General features: G+C 64.9%; 27 protein-coding genes. 17 read left to right on the top strand and 10 right to left on the bottom strand.

Going from position 1 to position 23,734, the window contains the following annotated elements:
- Positions 1-25 precede the first annotated feature (25 nt).
- Complete coding sequence (locus ACZ5Z0_RS14075) at positions 26-1,807, bottom strand: ABC transporter family substrate-binding protein (RefSeq protein WP_464108960.1); 1,782 nt, start codon at positions 1,805-1,807, stop codon at positions 26-28.
- Between the two features lie 529 nt (positions 1,808-2,336).
- On the opposite strand from ACZ5Z0_RS14075, the gene ACZ5Z0_RS14070 reads away from it, so the two are divergent.
- The 3 genes from ACZ5Z0_RS14070 to ACZ5Z0_RS14060 all read left to right on the top strand — a co-directional run bounded on the left by ACZ5Z0_RS14070 (position 2,337) and on the right by ACZ5Z0_RS14060 (position 4,908).
- Complete coding sequence (locus ACZ5Z0_RS14070; RefSeq protein WP_464108959.1) at positions 2,337-3,479, top strand: ABC transporter permease; 1,143 nt, start codon at positions 2,337-2,339, stop codon at positions 3,477-3,479.
- Positions 3,476-4,207, top strand: a complete 732-nt coding sequence (locus ACZ5Z0_RS14065) for an ABC transporter ATP-binding protein (RefSeq protein ID WP_464108958.1) — start codon at positions 3,476-3,478, stop codon at positions 4,205-4,207. Before ACZ5Z0_RS14070 ends, ACZ5Z0_RS14065 begins: the two co-directional genes overlap by 4 nt.
- A 101-nt stretch (positions 4,208-4,308) precedes the next feature.
- Entirely contained in the window at positions 4,309-4,908 is a 600-nt protein-coding gene (locus ACZ5Z0_RS14060; protein WP_464108957.1) for a TetR/AcrR family transcriptional regulator, read from the top strand.
- An 87-nt stretch (positions 4,909-4,995) separates the two neighbouring features.
- On the opposite strand, the gene ACZ5Z0_RS14055 is transcribed toward ACZ5Z0_RS14060, so the two are convergent.
- Both ACZ5Z0_RS14055 and ACZ5Z0_RS14050 read right to left on the bottom strand, forming a co-directional pair.
- Positions 4,996-5,259, bottom strand: a complete 264-nt coding sequence (locus tag ACZ5Z0_RS14055; RefSeq protein ID WP_138768708.1) for an antibiotic biosynthesis monooxygenase family protein — start codon at positions 5,257-5,259, stop codon at positions 4,996-4,998.
- A 331-nt stretch (positions 5,260-5,590) separates the two neighbouring features.
- Positions 5,591-6,598, bottom strand: a complete 1,008-nt coding sequence (locus ACZ5Z0_RS14050) for a LysM peptidoglycan-binding domain-containing protein (RefSeq protein ID WP_464108956.1) — start codon at positions 6,596-6,598, stop codon at positions 5,591-5,593.
- 259 nt (positions 6,599-6,857) lie between these two features.
- On the opposite strand from ACZ5Z0_RS14050, the gene ACZ5Z0_RS14045 reads away from it, so the two are divergent.
- The 3 genes from ACZ5Z0_RS14045 to ACZ5Z0_RS14035 are packed head-to-tail and all read left to right on the top strand — an operon-like array spanning position 6,858 to position 8,896.
- Positions 6,858-7,550, top strand: a complete 693-nt coding sequence (locus ACZ5Z0_RS14045) for a histidine phosphatase family protein (protein ID WP_464108955.1) — start codon at positions 6,858-6,860, stop codon at positions 7,548-7,550.
- Positions 7,551-7,574: 24 nt separating this feature from the next.
- Positions 7,575-8,129 carry a DUF3090 domain-containing protein gene (locus ACZ5Z0_RS14040; protein ID WP_464108954.1) on the top strand — a complete coding sequence of 185 codons (555 nt, stop codon included), beginning with the start codon at positions 7,575-7,577 and terminating at the stop codon, positions 8,127-8,129.
- Entirely contained in the window at positions 8,129-8,896 is a 768-nt protein-coding gene (locus tag ACZ5Z0_RS14035) for an SCO1664 family protein (RefSeq protein WP_464108953.1), read from the top strand. Before ACZ5Z0_RS14040 ends, ACZ5Z0_RS14035 begins: the two co-directional genes overlap by 1 nt.
- A gap of 57 nt (positions 8,897-8,953) precedes the next feature.
- Here ACZ5Z0_RS14035 and ACZ5Z0_RS14030 read toward each other — a convergent pair whose 3' ends face one another.
- Both ACZ5Z0_RS14030 and ACZ5Z0_RS14025 read right to left on the bottom strand, forming a co-directional pair.
- Positions 8,954-9,517, bottom strand: coding sequence for a dihydrofolate reductase family protein (locus ACZ5Z0_RS14030; RefSeq protein ID WP_464108952.1), 564 nt, complete (start codon positions 9,515-9,517; stop codon positions 8,954-8,956).
- A gap of 140 nt (positions 9,518-9,657) precedes the next feature.
- On the bottom strand, positions 9,658-10,101 hold the full coding sequence (locus ACZ5Z0_RS14025) for an SRPBCC family protein (protein ID WP_464108951.1): 444 nt from the start codon (positions 10,099-10,101) through the stop codon (positions 9,658-9,660).
- A 505-nt stretch (positions 10,102-10,606) separates the two neighbouring features.
- Between ACZ5Z0_RS14025 and ACZ5Z0_RS14020 the strand changes: the two genes are divergently transcribed.
- The 3 genes from ACZ5Z0_RS14020 (at position 10,607) to ACZ5Z0_RS14010 (ending at position 12,402) form a co-directional block, all read left to right on the top strand.
- Positions 10,607-11,044, top strand: coding sequence for a DUF1003 domain-containing protein (locus ACZ5Z0_RS14020; protein ID WP_464108950.1), 438 nt, complete (start codon positions 10,607-10,609; stop codon positions 11,042-11,044).
- Positions 11,045-11,169: 125 nt separating this feature from the next.
- The gene (locus ACZ5Z0_RS14015) at positions 11,170-12,084 is read left to right on the top strand and encodes a DMT family transporter (protein ID WP_464108949.1); all 915 of its coding nucleotides are present in this window, start codon (positions 11,170-11,172) and stop codon (positions 12,082-12,084) included.
- Between the two features lie 141 nt (positions 12,085-12,225).
- Positions 12,226-12,402: a CsbD family protein gene (locus tag ACZ5Z0_RS14010; RefSeq protein WP_464108948.1), complete on the top strand. Its 177-nt coding sequence runs from the start codon at positions 12,226-12,228 to the stop codon at positions 12,400-12,402.
- A 298-nt stretch (positions 12,403-12,700) separates the two neighbouring features.
- Here the strand turns inward: ACZ5Z0_RS14010 and ACZ5Z0_RS14005 are convergent, their stop codons facing one another.
- The 4 genes from ACZ5Z0_RS14005 to ACZ5Z0_RS13990 form a co-directional block, all read right to left on the bottom strand.
- Positions 12,701-13,213, bottom strand: a complete 513-nt coding sequence (locus tag ACZ5Z0_RS14005) for a hypothetical protein (RefSeq protein WP_464108947.1) — start codon at positions 13,211-13,213, stop codon at positions 12,701-12,703.
- A 74-nt stretch (positions 13,214-13,287) separates the two neighbouring features.
- Positions 13,288-14,844, bottom strand: a complete 1,557-nt coding sequence (locus ACZ5Z0_RS14000; protein ID WP_464108946.1) for an alkaline phosphatase — start codon at positions 14,842-14,844, stop codon at positions 13,288-13,290.
- A 427-nt stretch (positions 14,845-15,271) separates the two neighbouring features.
- Positions 15,272-15,736, bottom strand: coding sequence for an SRPBCC family protein (locus tag ACZ5Z0_RS13995; RefSeq protein ID WP_464108945.1), 465 nt, complete (start codon positions 15,734-15,736; stop codon positions 15,272-15,274).
- Between the two features lie 59 nt (positions 15,737-15,795).
- Positions 15,796-16,230 (bottom strand): SRPBCC family protein, encoded by a 435-nt coding sequence (locus ACZ5Z0_RS13990; RefSeq protein WP_464108944.1) that lies wholly within the window; start codon positions 16,228-16,230, stop codon positions 15,796-15,798.
- A gap of 284 nt (positions 16,231-16,514) precedes the next feature.
- Here ACZ5Z0_RS13990 and ACZ5Z0_RS13985 point away from each other — a divergent pair, with 284 nt between their 5' ends.
- The 3 genes from ACZ5Z0_RS13985 to ACZ5Z0_RS13975 are packed head-to-tail and all read left to right on the top strand — an operon-like array spanning position 16,515 to position 18,247.
- Positions 16,515-16,919, top strand: a complete 405-nt coding sequence (locus ACZ5Z0_RS13985) for an ArsR/SmtB family transcription factor (RefSeq protein ID WP_464108943.1) — start codon at positions 16,515-16,517, stop codon at positions 16,917-16,919.
- Complete coding sequence (locus tag ACZ5Z0_RS13980) at positions 16,879-17,859, top strand: TIGR03086 family metal-binding protein (RefSeq protein ID WP_464108942.1); 981 nt, start codon at positions 16,879-16,881, stop codon at positions 17,857-17,859. The genes ACZ5Z0_RS13985 and ACZ5Z0_RS13980 overlap by 41 nt, the downstream gene beginning before the upstream one ends.
- Positions 17,860-17,908: 49 nt before the next feature.
- On the top strand, positions 17,909-18,247 hold the full coding sequence (locus tag ACZ5Z0_RS13975; RefSeq protein WP_464108941.1) for a YciI family protein: 339 nt from the start codon (positions 17,909-17,911) through the stop codon (positions 18,245-18,247).
- Positions 18,248-18,644: 397 nt separating this feature from the next.
- On the opposite strand, the gene ACZ5Z0_RS13970 is transcribed toward ACZ5Z0_RS13975, so the two are convergent.
- Positions 18,645-18,824, bottom strand: a complete 180-nt coding sequence (locus ACZ5Z0_RS13970) for a hypothetical protein (protein WP_349414682.1) — start codon at positions 18,822-18,824, stop codon at positions 18,645-18,647.
- Positions 18,825-19,310: 486 nt separating this feature from the next.
- Here ACZ5Z0_RS13970 and ACZ5Z0_RS13965 point away from each other — a divergent pair, with 486 nt between their 5' ends.
- The 5 genes from ACZ5Z0_RS13965 to ACZ5Z0_RS13945 all read left to right on the top strand — a co-directional run bounded on the left by ACZ5Z0_RS13965 (position 19,311) and on the right by ACZ5Z0_RS13945 (position 23,690).
- Complete coding sequence (locus tag ACZ5Z0_RS13965) at positions 19,311-19,988, top strand: hypothetical protein (protein ID WP_464108934.1); 678 nt, start codon at positions 19,311-19,313, stop codon at positions 19,986-19,988.
- A 135-nt stretch (positions 19,989-20,123) separates the two neighbouring features.
- Positions 20,124-20,846 carry a glycosyltransferase family 2 protein gene (locus tag ACZ5Z0_RS13960; protein ID WP_464108940.1) on the top strand — a complete coding sequence of 241 codons (723 nt, stop codon included), beginning with the start codon at positions 20,124-20,126 and terminating at the stop codon, positions 20,844-20,846.
- 101 nt (positions 20,847-20,947) lie between these two features.
- Complete coding sequence (locus ACZ5Z0_RS13955; protein WP_464108939.1) at positions 20,948-21,523, top strand: TIGR04282 family arsenosugar biosynthesis glycosyltransferase; 576 nt, start codon at positions 20,948-20,950, stop codon at positions 21,521-21,523.
- Positions 21,520-22,224, top strand: a complete 705-nt coding sequence (locus ACZ5Z0_RS13950; RefSeq protein ID WP_464108938.1) for a methyltransferase domain-containing protein — start codon at positions 21,520-21,522, stop codon at positions 22,222-22,224. Before ACZ5Z0_RS13955 ends, ACZ5Z0_RS13950 begins: the two co-directional genes overlap by 4 nt.
- Positions 22,221-23,690 carry a glycosyltransferase family 87 protein gene (locus ACZ5Z0_RS13945; RefSeq protein ID WP_464108937.1) on the top strand — a complete coding sequence of 490 codons (1,470 nt, stop codon included), beginning with the start codon at positions 22,221-22,223 and terminating at the stop codon, positions 23,688-23,690. Before ACZ5Z0_RS13950 ends, ACZ5Z0_RS13945 begins: the two co-directional genes overlap by 4 nt.
- Positions 23,691-23,734: the final 44 nt, after the last annotated feature.

The following is a 23,734-nucleotide window of genomic DNA, read 5'->3' as shown; positions in this document are numbered from 1 at the left end:
AGCAAGTGTTACTTGCGGTCGTCGGCTACTTCTGTGCCCACTCCCAGAAGTTCCACCAGACACCGGTCTGGTTCGGCATGTACTTCACGCCGGTGACGCGGTCGCTGTAAGCATCCACGCCGACTGCCTGGAACAGCGGCAAGCCGTAGGAGGAACCCCAGATCTTCTTGTCGATCTGCTGGATGAGGCCATCCTGCTTGCTCTTGTCGGTGGTGACAATCAGTTCGTCCATCAGCTTGTCGGCTTCGGGATCGGAGAACTTGTTGAAGTTGGAGTCATTGCCGGACTTGAAGATCTGCGGAACGCCGGAGACGCCCACACCCGAGTTGATCCAGCCGAAGATGGTGGCGTCGTAGCCACCCTTGCCCAGGGCCTTGCCCCAGTCAGACTTGCCGAGGCCGCCGTCGACGATCTTGAAGCCGGCCTTGGTGGCGGATTCGCGGATCAGCGAGAAAGCGTCAACGCGGTTGGGGTTGTCCTTGTTGTACATGATGCGGACTTCGGGAGTGGCGCCGTTGAGGAGCTTCTTGGCGCCCTCGATGTCGACATCCTTGTACGCGGCGGAGCCGTTGTCCTTGACCGAGTCGGCGTAGGGAGCCTGGTCCGGAACGAACAGCTGGGAATCCAGCGGCGCCGCCTTGGGGTCAAGCTTCTTGACGATCTTGTCGACGATGTCCTTGCGGGGAACGGCCTTGAGGAACGCGTCACGCACGTTCTTGTCCTTGAACGGGCCGCTGTAGTTCAGGTCGATGTGGTCGTACGAGAGCTGGTTTCCGACGTCGACCGTAACGCCCTGGCTCTGCAGAGCCTTGAGCTGATCAACGGTGTCCGCGGAGGCCTGCGGAGCGATGATGTCCGCTTCGCCGTTCTTCAGCGCCTGGACCTGGGCGGCCGAGTCACCAATGTAGCGAACGGTGATCTCGTCCAGCTTCGCGTCCGGACCCCACTTGTAGTCCTTGTTCTTGACCATGGTCAGGGACTGGTCCTGGTTGACGCTCTTGACGATGTACGGTCCGTTGGAGAGGTACAGGCTCGGGTCCGCCGGCAGCGTCTTCGTGTCGAAGCCGGTGTTCCACATGTCCGACATGGCCTTCAGCGGGGCGCTAACGGGCTTCGGGGCCTTTGCGTCGCCTCGCGGCATGCCCTTGAGCAGGTCAACGAACGCCTTGGTGTCGGCCAGGCCGGCCTTCTTGGCCAGGACGTGCGCCGGGATGTCAATGCCGGGGCCGCCCAGGGCGATTTCCCAGTCAGCGAAGGGCTTGGAGTACTTGATGGTCATGGAGCGGCCGTCGGCGCCCATTTCCGGGAAGTCGGTCAGCGCGATGCCGGTCGGGTCGCCGGCGTAGGAGAAGTAAGACGTTCCAGTCTTTGCTTCCGCATCGGCGTCGTTGTAGTAACCGGAGAAGGCGGCCCACTGCAGCAGGAGGTCGGCGGCGGTGACAGGCGTTCCGTCAGACCACTTAACGCCATCATTGATGGTGTACTTGACCGTCAGCGGGTTGTCCGAGGTCTTTTCCATCTTGCCGAACTTCTCGTTGCGTACAACGTTCAGCTTATTGTCGATGTAGTAGAACCCCGAGTGGGTGGCGTAGCTGATCTTCGAGTTGATGTCAGTGTTGCCGTCAGCGGTGTTGGGGTTGAACGTGTTGAACGCGTTCACCTCCACTACCGTTGCCGAGCCGCCAGTTTTGCCGGCCGCGGCAGACGACGGCGGGGTTGTCCCGCCGCTGTTGCCGGCGCAGGCACTCAGTGCGAGTGCAGCTGCCGCCGCGACCCCCACTGCTTTGGAAATACGACCGAAGCGCATTCCGCCTCCTTGTTTCTGTGGTGTGGATGAGACCGGCGCCGTAGGCGCCAGACAGACGTCCACACTCCCCCAGCGGCAGTGTGGCCCGTCTCACATGGCATGAAGCGTAAACCCGCGAAGCGGCGGAGCGGCACGAAAGTTGACCGCAAATATAGTTCGTTATCGAGCTGCAACAATTGGCGCCCCCCTAAAGTAAATTTTGTGAAAATTCATTGACGGATGCTGAACTCCGGGATATGGAGGAATGCGGCAAAAAAGCCCCGATTCATGGGGATCGGGGCTTTTAGGGTCTTCCCGAGTTAACGCGCAATTACCGGACCGCCGCACCACATGGCGGCCTTCGGCCGTGCCACCACGTCCGCGCACCACAGCGCCTCTGCCGCCGAGCAAAGGGAAGCCCATGCGGCAGCGTCATCCACGCCCTGGAGCATTGGGATTTGAAACGTCAACGTTTTCCTGACAAACTGTCGGCAAGATGCTGACGTCGCGTCAGCAAATGCCTATCCCCCACTCCAACTTAGGACTTCCAATGTTCCTTGCACTCCGCGAATTGATCTTCGCGCGTGGCCGCTTCAGCCTGATGGGCGGTGTCATCGCACTCATCGCTGTACTGATGGTGATGCTCTCCGGCCTTTCCTCGGGCCTCGTCAACGACGGCGTGTCCGGCCTCAAATCGATGCCCGTGACCGCCGTCGCCTTCGACCAGGGCACCAAGACCGACAACGCCTTCTCCCGCTCCGTCATTGATGACCAGCAGCTCAACGCCTGGCGCGGTGTAGCTGGCGTGGCCGCCGCCGAGAAAATGGGCGTCGGAATGGCCAACGCCACCACCGATTCCGGCAAGCAGATCGACCTCACGCTTTTCGGCGTCGAGCCCGGTTCCTTCCTGGAACCGTCCCGCTCCGCAGGCACCGCACTCGCAGAAGCTGACGGCATTGTTGTGTCTTCGACCGCAAAGGCTGAAGGCATCGAACTCGGCACGGTTGTGACGCTGGACCGGATCGGCACGAAGCTTAAGGTGGTTGGCTTCACCGAAGGGCAGGCCACCTTCGGGCACGTCGACGTCGCCTACCTGCCCTTGAAAACCTGGCAGCTGATCGCCTCCGGCCAGGCCGCCTCCGGAGCCCCGAGCGCCGCACAATTGTCCGCGCTCACGTTTGATACAGCGAGTGTCGTTGCAATCCAGGCGAAGTCCGGCGCCAAGCTGGACCTCGCCGCCGGCGATGCCTCGGCCGGAACGTCCAGCAAATCACTGTCCGCCGCTTTCAACGCATCTCCCGGCTATGAGGCCGAGACCATGACCCTGAGCATGATCCAGGTCTTCCTTTACGCGATCTGTGCCCTTGTAGTCGGCGCGTTCTTCACCGTGTGGACGATCCAACGCAAGCACGAAATCTCGGTGTTGCGGGCCATCGGGGCCTCTACCGGCTACCTGCTGCGGGACGGCCTGGCCCAGGCCGCCATCCTGCTGGTGGGATTCACCGCGCTGGGCGTGGCCGCCGGCCTGGGGCTGGGCGCCGCCATGCCTGACGCCATGCCATTCGCCCTTGAGGCCGCACCGATCGCCATTGCCACGGCTCTCACCATTGGCCTGGGCCTGATCGGTGCCGCCGTGGCTGTGGTCCGCATTTCCCGCATCGACCCGCTTAATGCCCTTGGAGGACAGCGATGACCAACCCCACGTTCACGGCGGCCGGCGCAAGCCTCGCCGGCGCACCCCGAACCACCGGCCTGTCCGTCCGCCACGCGGTGATGGAACTCGGCGACGGCGACACCAAGGTGGCAGCCCTGGATGACGTCAACCTCGATGTCGCCCCCGGCGAATTCCTGGCCATTGTCGGGCCGTCAGGTTCCGGCAAATCCTCACTGCTCGCGGTTGCCGGCGCTCTCGCTTCCCCGGATTCCGGTACGGTCAGCGTCAACGGCCAAGACCTCTCCCAACTGAGCCAGGGCAAACGCGCTGCGTTCCGGCTGGCGAACATTGGCTTCGTCTTCCAGTCCGGCAACCTCATTCCGGCCCTCACTGCGGCGGACCAACTCCGGCTCGTCAACCGGCTTGCGGGCGGACCGAAGAATTTCGATCCCGTCTCCCTGTTGGACTCCGTCGGCATGGCCCACCGTGCCGCCAACCGTCCCGGCCAGCTCTCCGGCGGTGAACGGCAGCGCATCGGCATCGCGCGGGCACTCGTCACCGGGGCGAAACTCCTTCTCGTGGATGAACCGACCGCGTCCCTGGACCGGGCCCGCAGCCGGGAGGTCGTGGAACTCCTCGCCCGGCAAAGCCACGACCACGGCGTCGCAACCGTCATGGTCACCCACGACCACGATGTCCTTGGCTACTGCGACCGCGTTGTGGAAATGGTGGACGGCCGTCTGGGCGCCCCGGCTCCGGCCCGCTAGCAGGCGATCCCCCGGGCACGACGACGGCGGCCTGCTCAGCGGGCCGCCGTCGCGCGCCGTACTCTTGATGTGTAGGCCAGTCAGAGTCAAAGGATCCCGCAATGCCTAGAATTAGCGCCGCCACCGTCGCGGAACACCGCGCCGCACAGGAGCGCGCACTGCTGGACGCGGCCCACGAAATTCTGCAGGAAACCTCCGAAGCGCCGACCATGGCCGATGTCGCCTCGAGGGCCGGACTATCCAGGCCCAGCGTCTACCAGTACTTCGACTCCCGGCAGGACCTCCTCCAGGCCCTGGTCCGCGACATCTTCCCGCGCTGGACCGAACGCGTCACCGGAGCCATGGCCGATGCCCCCACCAAGGCGGACCGCATCCTGGCCTACGCCATGGCCAACGTGGATCTTGTCGCTGAAGGAGCGCACGCCGTCGGGGCAGCATTGGCCGCGCTGGCGCCGGGCGCCGAACTCGACGAGCAAGCGACCCGGATGCACCGCCAGCTCCAGGAACCGCTCATCGAGACCCTCGCCGAACTCGGCGTAGCCGACCCCGAGTCGGTCGCAGAGATGATCAACTCCGTCGTCCACGCCGGCACCCGGATGCTCGAATCCGGTCAAAAGCTGGAACAGGTCCACTCCCACCTCAGGACGCTGCTGGGTCCCTTCGTGACAGAACGCCAAACCGCCGCAGCCACCGGACGTTAGGTCCGCAAGGGACCACCGTCCAGGGGTGACGTCCCCACGCCGGTGACGTCGGAATGCTCGACGGTATGAACTGAGCGCACGGGCGCCCTAGATTGTCACCTTGTTCGCCAGTTCGTGCTTCACCGGGGTGATCTCCACCGGCAGGTTCGGCCTGACATTGTTGTCGAACCAGGCATCGTGCTGCGCTGCCTCCTCCCAAATTTCCACGACCGTCATTCCGCCGTCGCTCTCATAGGCGTAATGGGCGTTGAATCCGGGGGTGGCCTTGAGTTTGTCCCTCAGGGCCGCAGCGATGCCTTCGTACTGTTCCCGGGTCAGGCCGGGCACAAGGTTTTGGACCAGAACAGTCATGGCGGACTCCTTCATAGGCGACTGCCGGCCGCGCGGACAGGTCCCACGGACAGGGCCGGCACAGCCGAAGCCTACGCCGGTGGCGGCCGCGGCGACAGGACCGAGGGGTGCACCGTTCGCACCAGCGAGCGCCGCCAAGAACACGTGCTCTCAGCGGAGAAACCCGTGCCCAGGTGGTTAGCGGCCGTTGTACTTAGCTCTCGCGCAGCCCGACGGCGGGCCCGTCGCGGTTCTCGACGGCGTTCTCAATCTCGCCGAGATAGCGGATTGACACGGCGGGGCACACTGCCGGCGCAAGACCGCCGCCAGGGCTGGTCGTCGCGGCGGGGAGCTATTTATTGATGGGCTTGCTCAGGGTGAGGCTGATGGTCTGCCCCGGGGCGATCTCCCCGCTGGGAACGTCTGTCATCGTGTACCAAGCGGTGGCGTTGCCGGTGAGCGGACGGTTCGCCAAGCCAAGGTCGGGTACTTTGAACCGGGCCTCGATCTGGTGCTCAGTGTCCCCGGGCGCCGTGGTGTAGGAGATGGGGATCCCGTCGGCGTCGGCGGTGAAGGTGCCCTTGGCGCCGTCGATCTTGAGCTCACCGGGCATGAGCCGCACCTTAGTCCCCGCCGGGATGGCACGATCCGCGGTGAGAGACGGGTTGTATTGCATTAGCTGGGCCGTGGTGGAGCGGAACTTGTAGCCGAGGCTGTCCAGGGAGTCGCCGTCCACAGTCGTGTAAAAGATCGGCTGATGGAATGAATTGTCGACGGTGGGCCCTGTGCCGGACCGGCTGTCGACAGGCTTCTTTTGCAGCTGGAGGTGTTTGCCCGCAAGGAGGAAGTACACGCCGCCCTGCTCGCCGACGTACGGTACTTGGTTCGCTTCCGCCAGCTGTTTTGCATTGATGCCGAACCGATAGGTGATCCCGTCCAGGGTGTCCTTGGCTTCAACGACATAGCTGGTGGGGATGCCGTTGGCGTCGATGACGGCCGTTCCTTGCGCACCAGTGATCGGTCCCGGGGCGGGGATCAGGCGGAGCTTCGTGCCCGGCGCCAGGGGCGTCCCGGGCTGCAGGTTGTTGAACTCGGCGAGTTTCGCCTCGGAGATTCGGAAGGAGCCAGCCACCATGGCGGGCGTGTCGCCCGGGAGCGTCGTGTAATAGTCGGCGTTGCCGAACGAATCTGACACGACAGGCCCCAGCGCCGAGCGTTTTCCGACGCCGGCCGTCGGGGTGCTGGCGGCGGCCGCCGGGGTGGACGGCTCGGTGTTCCGTTCGGGTGCCGTGCAGGCCGTCGCGGTGAGTAGAAGGCCGGCCAGAGCCGCGGCCGCCGGGAGCGTGGTGCGCTTCTTCAAGTTGTTCCCCCAATAGATGAGCGGGCTTGTGGCCCTGGCGCAGGTGGCCTCTGCCAGCCATGATCATGCGTAGCTTTGGCACTCGTGGTGACGATTGTGCCGGAAAGCTGAGCCGTCAGCCAGCCGACAGCCAGCCCCTGCATCGGGACCGCGATCGGCCGCTGGCGCATGTGCACGGCATGCGGTACTCGGCTCCCTGTCGGACCGGCCCTTGGCCCGCGGTTCATACCGCCGTCGACCGGGTGGTTAGGCTGGGTGGATGGCGACAGTTATTCTCGTGCGGCACGGCCGCACCACAGCCAATGCAACCGGAGTGCTGGCCGGTCGTGCCGGCGGCGTCAGCTTGGACCAGATCGGACGCGACCAGGCGGCTCTGACCGGAGACCGGCTCTCGGCCGTCCCCTTAGTCGGGGTGGTGTCGAGCCCTCTTGAGCGTTGTCAGCAGACCGCCCAGCTCATCCTCGACCGCCAGGCTGGCACGCCGTCCGCGCCGGTCGATCACAACCTCACCGAGTGCGACTACGGCCAGTGGCAGGGCCGCACCCTCAGTGATCTCGCGGCCGAGGACTTGTGGACGGTTGTGCAGTCCCAACCGTCCGCCGTCGTCTTTCCCGGCGGCGAATCCATGGCGGCGATGCAGGCCCGGTCGGTGGCAGCGATTCGACGCCACGACGCAGCCTTCGAAGCCGAGTTCGGACCAGATGCCGTGTGGGTGGCGGTGAGTCACGGTGACATCATCAAGTCAATCCTTGCCGACGCACTCGGCATGCACCTTGACCTGTTCCAGCGGATCAACGTGGGCCCCGCCTCCGTATCGATCGTTCGCTACAGCGCCAGCCGGCCGAGCGTCTACGCGACCAACACCGACGCCGGTGACCTGTCGTGGCTGTCGAACGGCATCCACTCTGGCGATGCGCCGGTGGGCGGCGGTGCCGGGCACGACGCGCCATGATCCTGATGTGCCTAAAATACTGACATGCCTACACGTGTTCACGAGTTTGCCTGGCCTGATCGGGTCGTCGTTGGCACCATTGGCGTTCCGGGGGCGCGCACGTTCTACCTGCAGGTGCGCGCAGGGAAGCAGATCGTGAGTATTGCCCTCGAGAAGCAGCAGTCGGCTCTGCTCGCCGACAAGATCGACGAGATTCTCGACCAGCTCATCACTGTCGAGGGCAACCCCTTTAGCATTCCTACGAGCACTCCCATTGAACTGGTCGACAATGACCAGCTCGAGGCCGTTCAGGAGCACTTTCGCACCGGCGCCATGAGCCTAGGGTGGGACCCAACAACGGCCCAGGTCGTACTTGAGGCCTATCCCATCGCCGATGTGGATGCTGATGACAACGACGAATCCCTTGATGAGGTCGGCCCTGACGTGCCCGAAATGTTGCTGGTGAGAATGCCGGTCGGCACCGCCCGCGCATTCGCCAAGCGCACCCGTGAGATCGTGGGCGCCGGGCGCCCGACGTGCCCACTCTGCGGTTACCCCATAGATGCCGACGGGCACATCTGCACCCTCCCCGAGGTCTGATGCCAGCGCCGGACCTAGTGACCGCCGAGCTGACGCTCACTGGCCGCATCGCGACGGCGTCAAACGCTACTTTCCTGGGCAGCATCGGCGACGTTGTGGTCGTCTATAAGCCGCTAGCAGGCGAAAGTCCGCTGTGGGATTTTCCCGACGGCACCCTGGCTCACCGGGAGGTGGCCGCCTACCTGGTCTCGCAGGTCCTCGGCTGGGACATCGTGCCGCGCACCTGGCTGCGCGATGGTCCGCACGGCGAGGGAATGGTGCAGCTCTGGCAAGAGCCGGACCCCGCCCAAAGCGCCGTGGACTTGGTCGCGACGGACCAAGTGCCGGAGACGGGCTGGAAACGCGTTCTCGAAGGACGAGATGAGAACGGACGCATGGTCGCCCTCGTTCACGAAGACACCCCAGCGCTCAGACGCATGGCGGTGTTCGACATCATCGTCAACAACGCCGACCGCAAAGGCGACCACATTCTTGCCATGACGGACGGACACCGGCATGGCGTGGACCATGGGCTCACCTTCCACCGTGAGCACAAGCTGCGCACTGTGCTGTGGGGATGGCTGGGCGACGCCCTGACCGCCGAGGAACAGGCTGGCATCGATCGTGTCAGCGAAGGACTGCACGGCCAGCTGGGCCGAAACCTGGCGGACTTGCTCAGCGCCGAAGAAATCGTTTCGCTCGCCGCGCGCTGCGAGCGGTTGCGCCGGACAGCTCGGTTTCCGGCGCCGAGCGGTGAGATGTCCGCGGTGCCGTGGCCGCTGTTCTAGGGGAAATACGTTTTAGAGGCTTCGCAGGCTGAGTCGCACTGACTCGACGTCGGGCACTCAGCGCCGGGTCTCATACCTGGTAAGGACCACTCCACCGGGAAATGTCCGGGTCTCCACCAAGTTCAGGTTCACCCAGTTGTCCAGGGCTGTGAAGAACGGCGTGCCGCCGCCGACCAGCACCGGATGGGTGACGATCGCGTACTCGTCGATCAGCCCGGCCCGCATGGCCGCCGCGGCGAGCGTAGCACCGCCGATGTCCATGGAGGCGCCGTCGTCGGCCTTGAGCCGGGTGATCTCGGTGACCGCATCGCCTGTGACCAGGCGGGCGTTGCCGCCGACCGTGCTGGCCGTCGTGGAGAACACCACCTTGGGCATCTCCCGCCAGCGGCGGGCGAACTCGATCTGCGCCGGTGTGGCGCCAGGCTGCTGGTCCGCAGTCGGCCAGTGGGAGCTCATCGTCTCCCACAGTCTGCGCCCGTAAAGCGCCAGCCCGGTCGCCCCCACCCGGTCGGACCACCATTGAAACAACTCGTCGCTCGGTACACTCCAGCCGATGTCGCCACCCGGCGCGGCGATGTAGCCGTCCAGGCTCAGGTTCATACCGAAGGTCAATTTCCGCATGGCGTCAGTCTCCCGTGTGGGGGTATTCGCTGTACACACCGGCATGGGGGGAAAGCCATCGGTCAGTGCCACACCGAGAGCCCGTTGACCACCACGCCAAGCAGATGCCTCACGGGGATGCCGCAAGCGGCTTCGCGGCATCAGGCGGCGGTCTTGGCCTCCACCTTTGACTTGAGCTCGGCGAGCATCGCCTCCACGTAGGGCTCGTGTTCCTTCACCATCATTCGCTCGATAGGCTCGCCCACGAGCGGGACCTTCACGTCCCACTCGGCCTGTGCGGTCACTTTGGTGCCGCCGTCGGCGGGTTCGAACATGAACCTCCATGTCGGCTTCTCCGCAAAGAAGTGGACCTGCGCGACGATGCGCTGACCGGGGACGACCTCGGTGTACTCGACACCCCCTACCAGGCGGAAGCCCAGGAGATGCGTGGTCAGGCGGGCGGAAGTGCCGACACCTTCAGGCTTGATGTCGACATCCGTCAACTCGACGTCCTTCATCGTCCACAAATTACTGATGTCCAAGGCGAAGTCGAATACTGTCTCGACCGGCGCGTCGATCGTAATGCTGCGTGTCAGTGTGGCCACTGCTCTTAGCTCCCTCAAATATGGACGGTTTCCAGTCTTTGTACTTCGACGCTAGGCAGGTTGGGCGGAGGGCTCTAGAGCAGAAGGTCCCGGCTGGCCCGGGCATCGTTAAGGGGTTGCCGAGAGAGGCGCGTCGATGGCGAGTTTCACGCCGACGGCGCCGAGTAGTCTGCCGGTTACCCATCTGTGCCGCTTAGTCCATAACGGACGTGCTTGCAGGAACACCGCAATGCCGCCCACAGCCACAACAATTGCAGCATTCACCACGATGCTCACGGCGATCTGCACGCCCGGCGTCAGCTTCGCCGACGCGACAGACCAGTAAGTGACGGAAGGCAAGCGTATGAAGCCCCGCCAGACGCAACGACCGGCGGGACCTTTCAAGTTAGCCCTCGCCGCACTCTGCTTGACAGAAAGAGAAACTAAGCAAGCTTAGCATCCTGCCGCTTGTCCGCCTACTGGCAAGCAGAGGCTGGGCGGGGGCGTTCCACGGCTACCCTGAGTCATGACCGACCACCAAAAGACCTGGCACGACGGGCACCAAGCCACCCTTACTAGAGGCCAGCGCGCCGCCGACCTCATGCGAAACGGCATGGGAAGCTGGCCATTCGTGGGCGGTTTCATCGCCTTCATGCTCATCTGGGCCGCCATCAACACCTGGGCCCTGGCCACCAGTTCCTGGGATCCGTACCCTTACATCCTTCTAAACCTCCTGCTCTCGATGCTGGCCGGCCTCCAAGGCGCCATCCTGCTGATCGCCGCCAAAAGGCAGGATGCCATCGCCGCCGCCATGGCCCAACACGACTACGACACCAATGTAAAGGCGAAGGAAGAGATTGAGCTGCTTATGGCAATCAATAGCCAGCAGCTGGAGATTCTGCAGGAGCTGAAGGAACTGGCGACCATTGAACGCCACAACGTCATCGATCCTGCAGGCGTCTGACCTGCACCCGTTGTCCCGATAAGGCCAAGCCGGTAGCCGGTGGTCCTTCTAGGCACCCGGCCCCTTGTCCCGGAAGGCGCCGAGGCGGTGCCGTCAGCGCTGCAGGCCACCTGTAGGGTCGGATCATGATTCACACTGTCGCCGTGCCGATCTTGTCGTCCTATCACTGGCTTGGCATCCCGATCGCCGTCGCCGGGGCGATCTTGCTTGCCCTCGGCACCCTCTTCCAACACAAAGCCGTAGGCGAGCAGGCACCAGCACCGGGGCGTGCCGCCGGGAGCATGGGCGGGGGCCGGTTGCAGGCCCTCCTTGGCAAACCGGCATGGCTCGCCGGCACAGCCATGCTGGGCGCAGCCATACTGCTGCAGCTCACAAGTCTGAAATTCTCCCCCCTGATCGTTGTGCAGCCCATCGGCGCGGTCGCCCTAGTGGTCACGACCCTGGCCACGGCCAGGATGACACGAAGGTCCCCGGGCCGCCGCGCGCTCACATCCGTGGCCCTGTGCATCGCCGGTGTCGGGGTGTTCGTTGCAGTCGCAGCAGTTTCCGCGCGCGACGTTGAAATCAGCGACCGGCACCTCATCACAATTCTGATGCTGCTCGGCGCCGTCCTCGCCGCGCTTGGCACGGGTTTCAGTCTCTGGCGCCACCGCTGGAGCGCCGTCGTGTTCACCGCCGGAGCCGGGATCCTCTTCGGGTTCGTCGCGGCGCTGGCCAAAACCGTCATTGCCAGACTCTTCCAGGGCGACTTCGAATGGCTATCCCTGACCTGTCTGGCAGGGTTGATCGTCGCCGCCCTGTTCGGGACATTCTTGGTCCAAAACGCCCACACTCGGGGGACACCCGAACTCGTCGTCGCAGGCCTGACCGTAATCGATCCGCTCGTCGCCGTCACCCTAGGCATCACCGTCCTCGGTGAGGCCGACTCGGCCCCGGCAGAAGCATTCATCGCATTCTTAGCCGCCGGCGCAACAGCCGTCGCCGGAGTCCTCCTGCTGGCCACCGTCAAAAAGGCATCGGCCAGCACAGCGGCCGAATAGCCGGGGCTCTGCATCCAACGGACCGCCGGTGCAACCTGGATGTTGCCACCGAAAGGCCCCGGAGTGACGATTCGCACCTACAATTAATTGTCGGTTTCGGCGGCATCATGCCGCAGAAGCGGCCACATAAGGAGATTCGCCATGGGTTTGGGAGAAAAGATTCACAACGCTGCCGAGAAACTCCACGGCAAGGGCCAAAAAGCCGCCGGAGACGCCACCGGCAACGACCGGCTGAAGGCCGAGGGCAAAGGCCATCAGGTCAAAGCCGATCTTAAGCAGGCCGGCGAGAAAGTCAAAGACGCCTTCAGGAAGCACTGAGAAGCACTGAGTAATACAGCAGTACCAGGGTCTCAGCTCCCCGGTTCAACTTCCGTGGGCTGAGACTCTGGTTTTACTCGTCTTTGCCGGGGGCGGCGGCCGGCCACGGTTTCCTTGCGCTCGGCGATGGCAATCCAGGACTTGTGTGGTGGCCGGAATCCCGAATTCTTCAAAATCTGCACTTGCGGTGCCTCACCCCCGCAGGCCACAAACATCTTGCCGGAATTCCGCCCCATAAGCCGTGCGCATGGTCAGCTCGAAAACCAGACCTGCGTTGTCGCCGGGCCCGGGCCGCCCGCTATTCGTTGACAAGGACCGGCACCCCGACCGCGGTGGAGACGGCCTTGCCGGCGGCCTGGGACGGGACGGCGATGCTGAACTCTTCGGTCTCACTGGGTGGTCCGGAGTGCTGGTGGCCGGCGTCACCGTCGGCGTGGTGCTCGAACCGGGCCTCGCCCACCAGCTGCCCGCCGGCGTCGTAGAAGCCCGCGACCACGACGAGTTCGAGGAGGTCGCTCACATCGGAGGTTATGCGGACGGAGCCTGTGACGTTGTTGCCGTCAAAGGCCAGCCGGTCGATCTCGAAGCGGTTGTCGAACGGCCCGGCGGCGCGGACAGCCTGGCGAGGCTGCGGGTGGGCGTTCGTCAGGGACGGGAGGTCGGGCTCGCCGGTGGGGGCCGTCAGGCCGGGCAGCTGTGTGTGGACCGCGGCCGGCTCGGGAGTGGGCGTGTCCGACGGGGCCGGGGCCGGGGCCGCGCAGCCGGAGAGGAGGGCGGCGGCCGCGAGGGCGGAGGCGAGGAGGGGCTTCATGGCAATCCTGGTGGTCGAGATGGGAGAGCATTGGGGGAAGGGGCGGCCAGGGGCCGCCGCCCTCCCCCTGCTGGTCAGCGGAGCCGGAGGGCGTCCGTGACGATGCCGAAGAGGTCGATGTTGTCCACCGTGCCCTGTAGCTTCTCGGAGCCTGCGCCGTAGGAGTAAATTGGGACGTCGGCGCCGGTGTGGTTACCCGAGAGGTAGGTCAGCCACAGGCTGGCGTCCTTTGTCCCGTCCGTGACGCCGGCGGCGTCGTCGGCGGTGCGGAACGTTGCCGGGGCGAAGTTGTGCGGGTCGCCCGCGCCCGCGCCGTTCACGATGCCGCTCGAGCGGGAGGGATCCTTCGAGTTGCCGCCCGTGCGGGCCGGGGTCGAGTTGTTGGCGGGGTTGCCGCCGTCGGTGTTAACCGGCGGGTTGGCCGCCTCGGCGTTGGTGAAGCTGCCCTTCTCGATGATGTTGAACCCTGCGCACTCGTGGTCGGCGGTGGTGATCACGAGGGTGTGTCCATCCTTCTTGGCGAAGTCGAGGGCGACGGCGACCGCGTCGTCGAAGGCCTTGATCTCCTCGAGCGTCTGCGCGGCGTCGTTCGCGTGCGAACGCTTGTCGATGAGGGCGCCCTCGACCTGGAGGTAGAAGCCCTTGCCCTGAGTGTCGTTGTTGTCTCCGTCGCGGTTGCCGTTGTCGCCGTTGGCCCCCTTGCCCCCGGTGCCCTTGCCGGAGCTGAGCAGCTCGATGGACTTGCGGGTCATCTCGGCCAGCGTCGGCTCCTTAGCCTCGGCCGCTGCAGGATTGTCCTGCTTGGACTTCTCGATCGTAAGGTTTCCCTTGTTGAACAGACCGAAGACCTTGCCGCCCTGGGCCTTGGCGAGGTCGTCCTTGGTGGCGACCTTCTGCGACGCCGGCGAGCTCAGGACGTCATAGCCCTGGTCCCGGAGTGCCTTCTCATCCGCGGTGTCGAAGCGGCTCAGGCCGCCGCCGAAGATCACATCTGCGGTTCCGTTGCGCGCGATCTGCTTGGCGATCGGGGTCACGCGGAGGTCGCTGGCCGGCAACTCGGCGCCGGTCACCGCGGTGTCCTGGCAGGATTTCGCGGAATAGACCGGGCCCTGGCAGCCCCGCGCGAGGGCGTGGCTCATCTGGCCGGCAGGAGTTGCGTCCGTGATCTCCGCGGTGCTGACGTTGCCCGTGCGGTAGCCGGCCTGCTTGGCCATCTCCATCACGGTCGGCGCGAGCTCGCCCTTGGCATCAACGCCGAGGGCGGCGTTGTAGGTCTTCACCCCGGACGACCAGGCCGTCGCCGCGGAGGCCGAGTCGGTGACATAGTTCGGCGCGAAGCCCGGCTGGCCCGGTTGGCCGGACTTCTTCTCCACCGAGTACGTGCTCACGAAGCCGTGGGACGGCATGGTCTCCATGGCAAGGCGCCCATTGGCGCCGTAGAACCGCTCGCGGCCGGCTGTGACGTGGGTGCGACCCATGCCGTCGCCGAGCAGGTAGATGACATTCTTTACATCGCCGTTGTTGCCGGCGGGTGCGGCCGCAGCGGGACCGGCTGTGCCGGCGCCGACGGCAGCGGTGATGATCGCTCCGGCCGCGCAGGCCGAAGCGAGCGCAGTGGTCATGCGCTTCATGGGTTCCTCCAAGTTGGGCGAGAACATACGGCCACGGGCCGGACCGAACAATGCCCAAACTAGAAGTCTCAGGAAACACACAGGGGTTGAGCAGGTAAACAGGAGCTGACCGAGGTATATAGCTACGGGACTCGACCCCCCGGGGTCAACTCGCGAGTCTCCGCAAGGAAGGGTGCTGCCGCGGCTTCCAGCAGGTCAGTGCTTGTCTGCCCGGGTCTCAGGGGGCTGCGCCATTCGCCGGTTTTCCTTGGGGGAGATTTCCGCGTGGGACGCAAAATGCATAGCCGCATAAAAGGCCTGCGCCACGACTTCCTGTTGCGGTTTGGACTCAGCTGGTTATCAAACCAGATATCCACGTCGGGGAGCCGTTGACGATCGCGCCAAAGCCGTCTATAGCTCTATTCCCTGGTTTTATTCGACCCGGTCCTCAGGACCTGCGCTGGACCGCTGCGGCGAGCGATGCTAGGCCCCTGTCGAAATCCGCGCCGACCATCTTGTCCATATTCATGAACAGAGCGAAGATCTTGCCGAGACCCTTGTTCTCCCCCGTCATGGTCCAGGTCACCTGGGTTCCGTTGCCGGCCGGCGTGAAGGTGAAGGTGGTCGGGTTGACGGTCTTGAAGGGCTTGGTGAACTCCAGGCGGATCCGGATGGAGTTCGGGGCGGCGGACTGGACGATTTCCATGGTTCCGGAGCCAGCTTTGCGATTGCCACTCCACGCGTACTTGGCACCGACGCCAGAGTCGGAGCCGGTGTAGCTGCGCTGCATGGCCGGATCGACTGATTCCCACGGTGACCATTTGGCCCACTCATGGAAGCTGTTGACCAGCGGGAAGATTTCTTCGGCCGGGGCCGGGATGACTGCGGTGCGGGTGACTTCATATGTGGACATGAGGCAATCCTAGGGTGTGGCCAATCCGGCAGGGTATCAGACCGGCCGCCGCGGCAGGTTCAGGCTTCTTCGAGGACCGTTTTCAGGTCCTGCAGCTGGCCGACTTCGGACTTCATGGTCTTGGTGATAAGTCCGTCGAGGACTTTCATCAGGCCGGACGGCTTGAGGTCCAAAATGAAGCGGACGGTGGTGCGGCCCTCGGACTCTGCCAGCAGGTACTGGCCTTCGGGACGCGCCGGGCCGGCAATGACCTGGAAGGCCAAAGAGCGACCTGGATCGGCGGTGGTGATCCGGTAGTCGCCCTGGATGGATTTGCCGCGCGGTCCCGTCAGGGTCTGGCTGTAAACGGCGCCGGTTTCGCCCGGGGCGCCGCTCTGGAGAGCGATGCTTTGCACGGTCCGCCGCCACGCCGGATTGTTCAGCCCGTCCGCGAGGAATGCGTAGACCTCCGTCGCGGGGCGGTCGATGGTGATCTCGTTTTCGGCGTGTGCCATTGTGTTCCTCTCGGGTGGGGCGAGGTTGGACCTGTTGAGAGAATACCCGCACTTCCGCAGGCCGGAGCTCCGGACACCCGGCCAGCAGGAAGGACGGGTGAACGTAGATCGTCGGAGCGGTCCCCGGGCATGTGGTGCCCGCGTCCCGGCCCGGCGGCGCCGCAAGTGCCGAACGTTGCCCCGGGGCTCCTGACCGGCCTGCCGTCACCGGTGGAGTCGGTCAGTCACGGGCTCTCCCCGACGCCTTGCGCAATACGTTAGCGTCCACTAACGTATTTCTTGTGTTGGACGCCTTGGAGATAGCCGCAGAGCCGAACCGGCGCCGGCTGCTGCATCTCCTGGTAGGCCGGGAACAGACAGTAGGTGAGCTGGCCGCCGAATTCACAGTGAGCCGCTCTGCGGTTTCGCAGCACCTGCTGTTGCTTGAGCAGGCCGGGCTCGTGACTGCCCGCAAAGAAGGGCGGAACAGGTACTACAGGCTCGACCCCGGGGGCATGGGCCGGCTGCGTGAACTCGTCGAGCAGTTCTGGACCGACGAACTGGATCTGCTGGCCTCCGACGCCGCAGAGCTAGCCGCCCAGCGCCAAGGACCCCCGAAACATCACCAGTCCCATTCGGATAATTCCCTCAAGACTAAGGACCCCTCCCATGAGCTTCGATCAAACCATCCACCTGCCCGTCGGCGCTGACGAGGCATTTGCGCTCATCACCGACCCTGAGCGTCTGCGCCGCTGGCAGACGGTCGCCGCACGTGTCGACCTGCGGATCGGGGGCGAGTACCGCTGGACAGTCACCCCGGGCCACCACGCGACCGGCACCTTCCAGGAGATCGAACCGGGAAAGCGCGTCGTCTTCACCTGGGGCTGGGAATCCGGAATGGACCTGGCACCCGGGGCATCCACCGTGACCATCACGCTGGAGCCCGACGCCGAGGGCACCTCGCTGCGCCTGGTGCACGACGGACTCACCACCGAACAAGCCACAGCGCACGCCGAGGGCTGGAACCACTATCTGGACCGCCTCATCGCCGAAACGTCCACCGCTGCCGGCGCCGGACCGGACGAATGGTCCGCTGCTCCCGAAGGGATCGATCCCCTCAGCTCGGCCGACGCATCGCTCGCCGTGCTCCTGGGCGTGCTACGCAAGCTCACCCCGGCAGACCGGGAGAAAGCAACCCCCTGCGCGGACTTCACCGCCCACGAACTGCTCGAGCACCTGGCCGGATCGCTGAAGCAGATCGGCGGCGCACTCGGCGCGAACGTGACAGACCACCCGGACGCCTCTCCCGAGGTGCGCATCGCCGCACTGGCGCAGTCCACCCTGGAAGCCTTCACCCGCCGAGGCACCGAGGGCACCATCGACATGGGCTTCGCCGAACTCCCGGCCACCGTCGTGGCCGGCATCCTGAACCTGGAACTGCTCGTTCACGCCTGGGACTTCGCGAAAGCCACCGGACAGGAGCTCGTCGTCTCCGACGTCGTCACCGACTACGTCGAGGGCCTTGCCCAGCTGACCATCTCCGAGCAGGTCCGCGCCAGCGGCAGCTTCGCCGCTGCCCAGCCTGTCGCAGAGAGCGCCGGGAGTCTTGAGCGCCTGATCGGGTTCACCGGCCGGTCCGTAGCCGCCTAAAGATCTCCACCCAGTAATCCGTAAGAAAACCAAGGAAAGCAGGAACAGCATGTCCAAGTTCGTCTTCATCTACCACGCCCCGATGACCCCGGCGGAAGCCGCCCCGCCGGCCCCGGAGGACATGGCCGCCGCCATGGAGCAGTGGAACGTCTGGGCCGGCAAGGTCGGCAAGGGCCTGATCGATTTCGGCACGCCCCTGGCCAACGGCACCCGCGTTTCCGCCGACGGGGCCACCGCACCGAGCCAGCGTGAGGTCGCCGGATACAGCATCATCGAGGCCGACAGCCTTGAGGCAGCCGTGGACCTCGCCAAGGTGCACCCGCACCTTAACATGCCCGGCGGCTGCGAAATCGAGGTCCACGAAGCCCAGCAGATCCCCGGAATGTAGAGGCGGACCACATTCAGCGCACAGCCGGTCGGGTGCGTGGCACAGATAACGGAACGCAGCGCGGCCAGCCATTGCCGTGAAGACATAGGCAAAACCAACCTCATGATGCGAGCGTGGCTGCTCTGCCGCCGGGAGCCATTGTTCAACCAAATCCAGGCGGCCGCTGACGCGGGCACACAACTCGAGCTGCCCGCCGTCCCGTGACCGATGCCTGAGGACCCGGCCGGCTGGAACAGAACTTCTGTCTGCCGCTCCCACCCGGCCTACGGTTTTCGCCGTTCAAACCATCCGGCGGCCCAGCCGGGTTCGGAAGGTTTCCGGGAAGCGGGAGCGCGCAGTTAGAGATCCGGATGAGGGCGCGCTAAGCGCTCGTCCGGATGTTTCAGGGCCAGACACATCATTCCTCGCCAGTGTCCAATGCCTCAAGGTGCTTGGCCATCGCCTCACAAGCCAGGTTCCACCGTGCTGCGAGGGCCTGCCGACTTAAGGGCTCGAACACGCTATTGAGCACTTTTTCGATTGCATCGTACGCGGCGTCCCGTACCCGCTCCTGCGCCGCAGGGCTGTAATAGTTCATGCAGGTGATTCGAGACGTGGTCCCACAAGGATGGCGCCACACACCGGACAGAATGAGTTTGTTGCCCATGGAAAGTTGATGGACCTCAATTAGCTGGAGACTCCGACGGACTGGCCTCGGCGATCTGAGCAACCACGTCGCCTGCTGCCAGCGGTGGTGACTTGCGCAACTCATCAATACCCGCGGCCCACGCCTACGCAACACGGCGTGCCCGCGACATATTCGCTGACCGTGCTTGATGGTGCTTGATGGCCGTAATCACCGCCGCCGTGCGCCCAATAACGTCGCCCGGCCCCGCATCCCGGAAGGGGATGCGCGTGTGGTTGGTGTTACGGAATGGCCCGGGGGGCTCGGAACCCATCCGGGCGGGCGTTGACCCCGAAGTACTCCTGACAGACAAAGACCCGCCCCGCTGACAATCCGCGGCCCGCACCCACGGCCACGCACCGGGATGGACCACCCCCAAAGACTTCAAGGAGCACTCCCATGCGCACCTCCCTCAAAACCTTCGCAGGAATCGCCGCTGCCGGTTCACTGATGTTCTCCCTGGCCGCCTGCAGCCCGGCAAACAACACCTCCTCGGCCCCGTCGTCCTCCTCATCTTCCGCGTCCGCCGACATGGCCAAGCCGCTGGCCTCCATCCCGGCCCTGACCGGAACGTCCACCGCGGTCAAGCTCGATGCCTCGTTCGCCAAGGCCCTCGAGACCCTGAAGCTCACCCCCGGCGTCATCGGCACCGCCGCCCTCACCGACGGCTCCCTCATCTTCCCGATCACCGGCGGCAAGGTCGACTACTACGACCCGGCCAAGGACTACCGGCCTTACGTGCAGGGCCTGATCAACCACGCCGGCTCCGGATTCTCCCTGACAGCAGGGGACACCAAGGTCGACCTGACCAACTTCACCATCGACCCCGGCACCTCCAAGCTCTACGGCGACGTCGCCGTCAACGGCACGACCGCCGTCAAGCAGGCCTACATCTTCAACCTTGACGGCTCCACCCTCAAGCCCCTCGCGAAGTCCGGAGACACCGCGGTCCTGGAAGGCACCCGAGTACTGATCTCCGACACCGCCGCCGGCCTGCTGAACAAAACCTTCAAAACCGACGCCGTGAAGGCCGACATGCTCGTCGGCATCGCCAAAATCACCGTCAACACCAAATAACACCCGCCAAGACCTGCCGGAGGCATGGTCTGCACCGGCAGGAACGTGCCGCGGACCCTCAAGGTCCGTGGCACGTTTCGCGTCACCCCCGCCGTGTCCGGTGACGGATGCGGCCCCAGCACCTAGCGTTAGAGGATGTCCGAAATGACCGGAGCCGTGGTGGACGTTATTCTGCCGTGCCTGAACGAAAAGGGCGCCCTGCCGTGGGTGTTGTCCAGAATGCCGGAAGGGTACCGGGCAATCGTGGTGGACAACGGTTCCACGGACGGTTCCGCGGAACTCGCGGCAGGCCTTGGCGCGATGGTTGTCCGTGAGGCCCGGCGGGGATTTGGGGCCGCCGCGCATGCCGGTCTGCTTGCAGCTACGTCACAATTCGTTGCCTTTTGCGACTGTGACGGCTCACTGGACCCGGCGCAGCTGCCGGGGATCCTGGCTCCGGTCATGGACGGGACCGCAGATTTAGTGCTGGGCAGCCGACAACCGCAGCGCGGGTCCTGGCCGGTTCATGCCCGCGCGGCCAATGTGGTGCTCGCCTGGCGACTGCGACGTTTGACCGGGGAACGCGTGACTGATCTTGGCCCCATGCGGGCAGCACGGCGGGCTGAATTGCTCTCCCTGGGTCTTGAAGACCGCCGCAGCGGTTATCCCCTGGAGATGTTTCTCAAGGCAAGCCTGCGCCACTGGCGGATCGTTGAGCTGCCCGTGCCCTATGCCCCGCGCACCGGCAAGTCCAAGGTCACCGGAACCCTTCGCGGAACGCTGACCGCGGTGCGCGACATGTCCGCCCAGCTCAAGGCAGCGGCGGCCGCGTCGGCTGGACCGGTCCGGAATCCCGGCGACATCGAAGAACCTACATGAGGAAAAGCATGGATCTGACAGTGGCGGTCATCGCCAAAGAGTGCCTTCCAGGGCGAGTGAAGACCCGACTGAGCCCTCCGCTGACGCCCCAAAGAGCTGCAGTGCTGGCACAACTGAGTCTCAGCCGCACCCTGGACACCGTCCGGGATTTGCCGGTCCGGGACCGGGTGCTTGTCATGGACGGCACCCCGGTTGCTTCCGACACCCATGACTTCAAAGTCATCGCTCAGGCATCCGGAGGCCTGGACGAACGACTCGCTGCCATCTGCGACGCAGCCCCCGGCCCGCTCCTTATCATTGGCATGGACACCCCCCAGTTCTCTTTTGACGATGTCGCCCCCTTGCTTCGGGACTGGTCAACACACCCGGCCGTCAACGACGCATGGATGGGCCCGGCCACCGATGGCGGTTTTTGGGCCCTCGCGCTGCGCCGCCCCGCCGGGGAGCTGATCCGGGGTGTGACGATGTCCACCGAAACGACAGGGGCCAGCCAGCATGCCCGCCTGTTGGCCGCGGGGCTAAGCGTCGGAATCCTTCCCGAGCTGCGGGACATGGACCACTTCACTGATGCCCTTGAGATCGCCGCCCTGATTCCAGGCAGCAGCTTCTCCCATTTCGTCGATGAGGCCGCACTCGAGGCTCGGCACCCCGCAGCCGTTACGGGAGCAGACCGATGACTGCTGTCGGCGTAGCGTCTGCCACCCATTTCGGTCAGGGCCATAACGAGCCTTTCGCCAGGGCCCTTGCGAGCGGTTCCGGCACGCTGACGCTTCGCCCGGACGGCGTTCACCATGCGGAAGCGGTGGACTTCGACGTTCGCGTGTGGTGCGAGGACGCCAGTCTGCTCGAGCGGTCGTTACTGCGCACCCTCCAAGGCCCGGTCCTCGACGTCGGTTGCGGTCCGGGGAGGATGCTGGGGGCAGCACAGGGAATCGGCCTAACGGCGCTGGGCATTGATACCAGCGCCGATGCGGTCCGGCGGGCGCGCGGGCGTGGGGCGAGCGCGATTGAACAATCGGTGTTCGCCCCTGTGCCCCATTCCGGTCTCTGGCAATCTGTCATCTTGCTCGATGGCAACATCGGCATCGGCGGAAGCATTACATCCCTGTTGCGCAGATGCCGCGAGCTCATCGCCCCCGAGGGGATTCTCCTGGCCGAGTTGGACACAGACGATAGCGTGGACGTCGTATTTTCCGCGGTGCTGGAGGACGAGAACGGAAACCAAAGCGAGCCGTTCCGATGGGCACGGTCAGGCTCAGTCGGGCTCGTGTCCCGGGCCCGGCGGAGCGGATGGACCGTTACCACCATCGAACGCGTGCAGGGACGGGTTTTTTGCCGGCTCTCCCCCATCCCCGCCGCGGACGGGCACGTGGAATGACGACCGCTCGGCCCGCAGCATCCTGCGGGTCCAGCACGGTGCGGATCTTCATTACACTGGCCGCGCTATTCTTCGTGCTCGCGGGTCTGCTGTGGTGGATGGTGGTCCCCGGCAATCCGTTCGAATCAGCCCCGATTGCCGGCACCTGCCTTTCATGGCTGGTTCTCATCGCCGCCGTCCGCCTCTTGCGGCGCATGCCCCAACGGCGGGTGCGCGCGGTGATCATCATAGGCACGGTACTTCTCGGTCTGGTTGCCGTGAGCGCACCGCCGCGGACGAGCAACGACTCCGCCCGTTACGCCTGGGACGGTATCGTGCAGAAGGCGGGGCTGTCCCCCTATTCCTATGTGCCGGTGGATGAGACTCTCAGTAGCTTGAGGCCGGGGTGGCTCTTCGCGCCCGGCACCTCCGATCCCGACGGCCGGCCGCTGTGTGCCAAGGACCTGTTCGGCACGGAGTCCGTCGCAGCTTTCGGCTTTCCCTCAGGCAATCCCCTGTGCACCGCCATCAACCGGCCCCACGCGCCCACGATTTATCCGCCCACGGCCGAAATCTACTTCCTCGGCGTCCGGGCCGCGGTCCCGGACTCAGTCGGATACCTTCCCTTCCAGCTCGGGGGGCTGCTTCTCAGCGCCGCCGTCGGGATCATGCTGATGGCCGCCCTGGCCAGACGCGGCCTGCCGCTGCACGTCGCCGCGATCTGGGGCTGGAGCCCGTTCGTTCAGCTCGAGGCTGTGAATAACGCCCACGTTGACCTGCTGGGTGCCGCCTTGATGCTCGCCGCCGGGATGCTTCTGGCTGGAGGAAGGCCCTTACGTTCCGGAGTAGCCTTCGGCGCAGCCGTGGCAACAAAACTCATTCCGGTCATTGCAGCCCCCGCGTTGTTGTTCCGGCGCCCGGTGAGTTTCATCGCCGCAGCGGTCCTGACATTCGTCCTGCTCTACCTACCGTATCTGGCGGCCGCCGGGACCGGTGTCCTGGGTTTCCTGCCCGGCTACCTCAAAGAGGAGGGATACAGCCAGAGCGGCGGTGTCCGGTTCGGCCTCGCACAGATTCTCTCCTCCGGCCCCTGGCCGCCGGTCCTCAGCGCCGCAGCGATGGCCATCGTCGCCTTGGCCGTGCTGCGACAAACACGCGCGGCGAACGTCTGGGAGAAGCAGACCGTCATGATCGGTCTGACACTGCTCATTGTCAGTCCCAACTACCCCTGGTATGCCCTCATGCTGTTGCCGTTCATCGTCCTGAGCCGCCGATGGGAGTACGTGGGAGTGATCCTTGCCCTTGACTTCGTCTATATGGCCCCGACCGTCGCCCCCTGGACCCAGCCGCTGGACCAGGCCGCGCTCCTCACGGCAGCCGCCGGGATCGCCGCAGGCGGCTGGCTAAGGCGCCGCAACGACATACGACAGGCTGCCGCCGACGGGCTCCAAACCGGAGTGCCCACCCAGATGATTCCAACCGAGTAAACGGCTGCCGCCTCAAACCACCAGCACCCCCGAATGGCAGGATT

It is taken from the genome of Arthrobacter sp. T2-23, assembly GCF_055398325.1.
The sequence above is the reverse complement of the archived record's forward strand: the minus strand, read 5'-3'. Positions and strand labels throughout refer to the sequence as shown.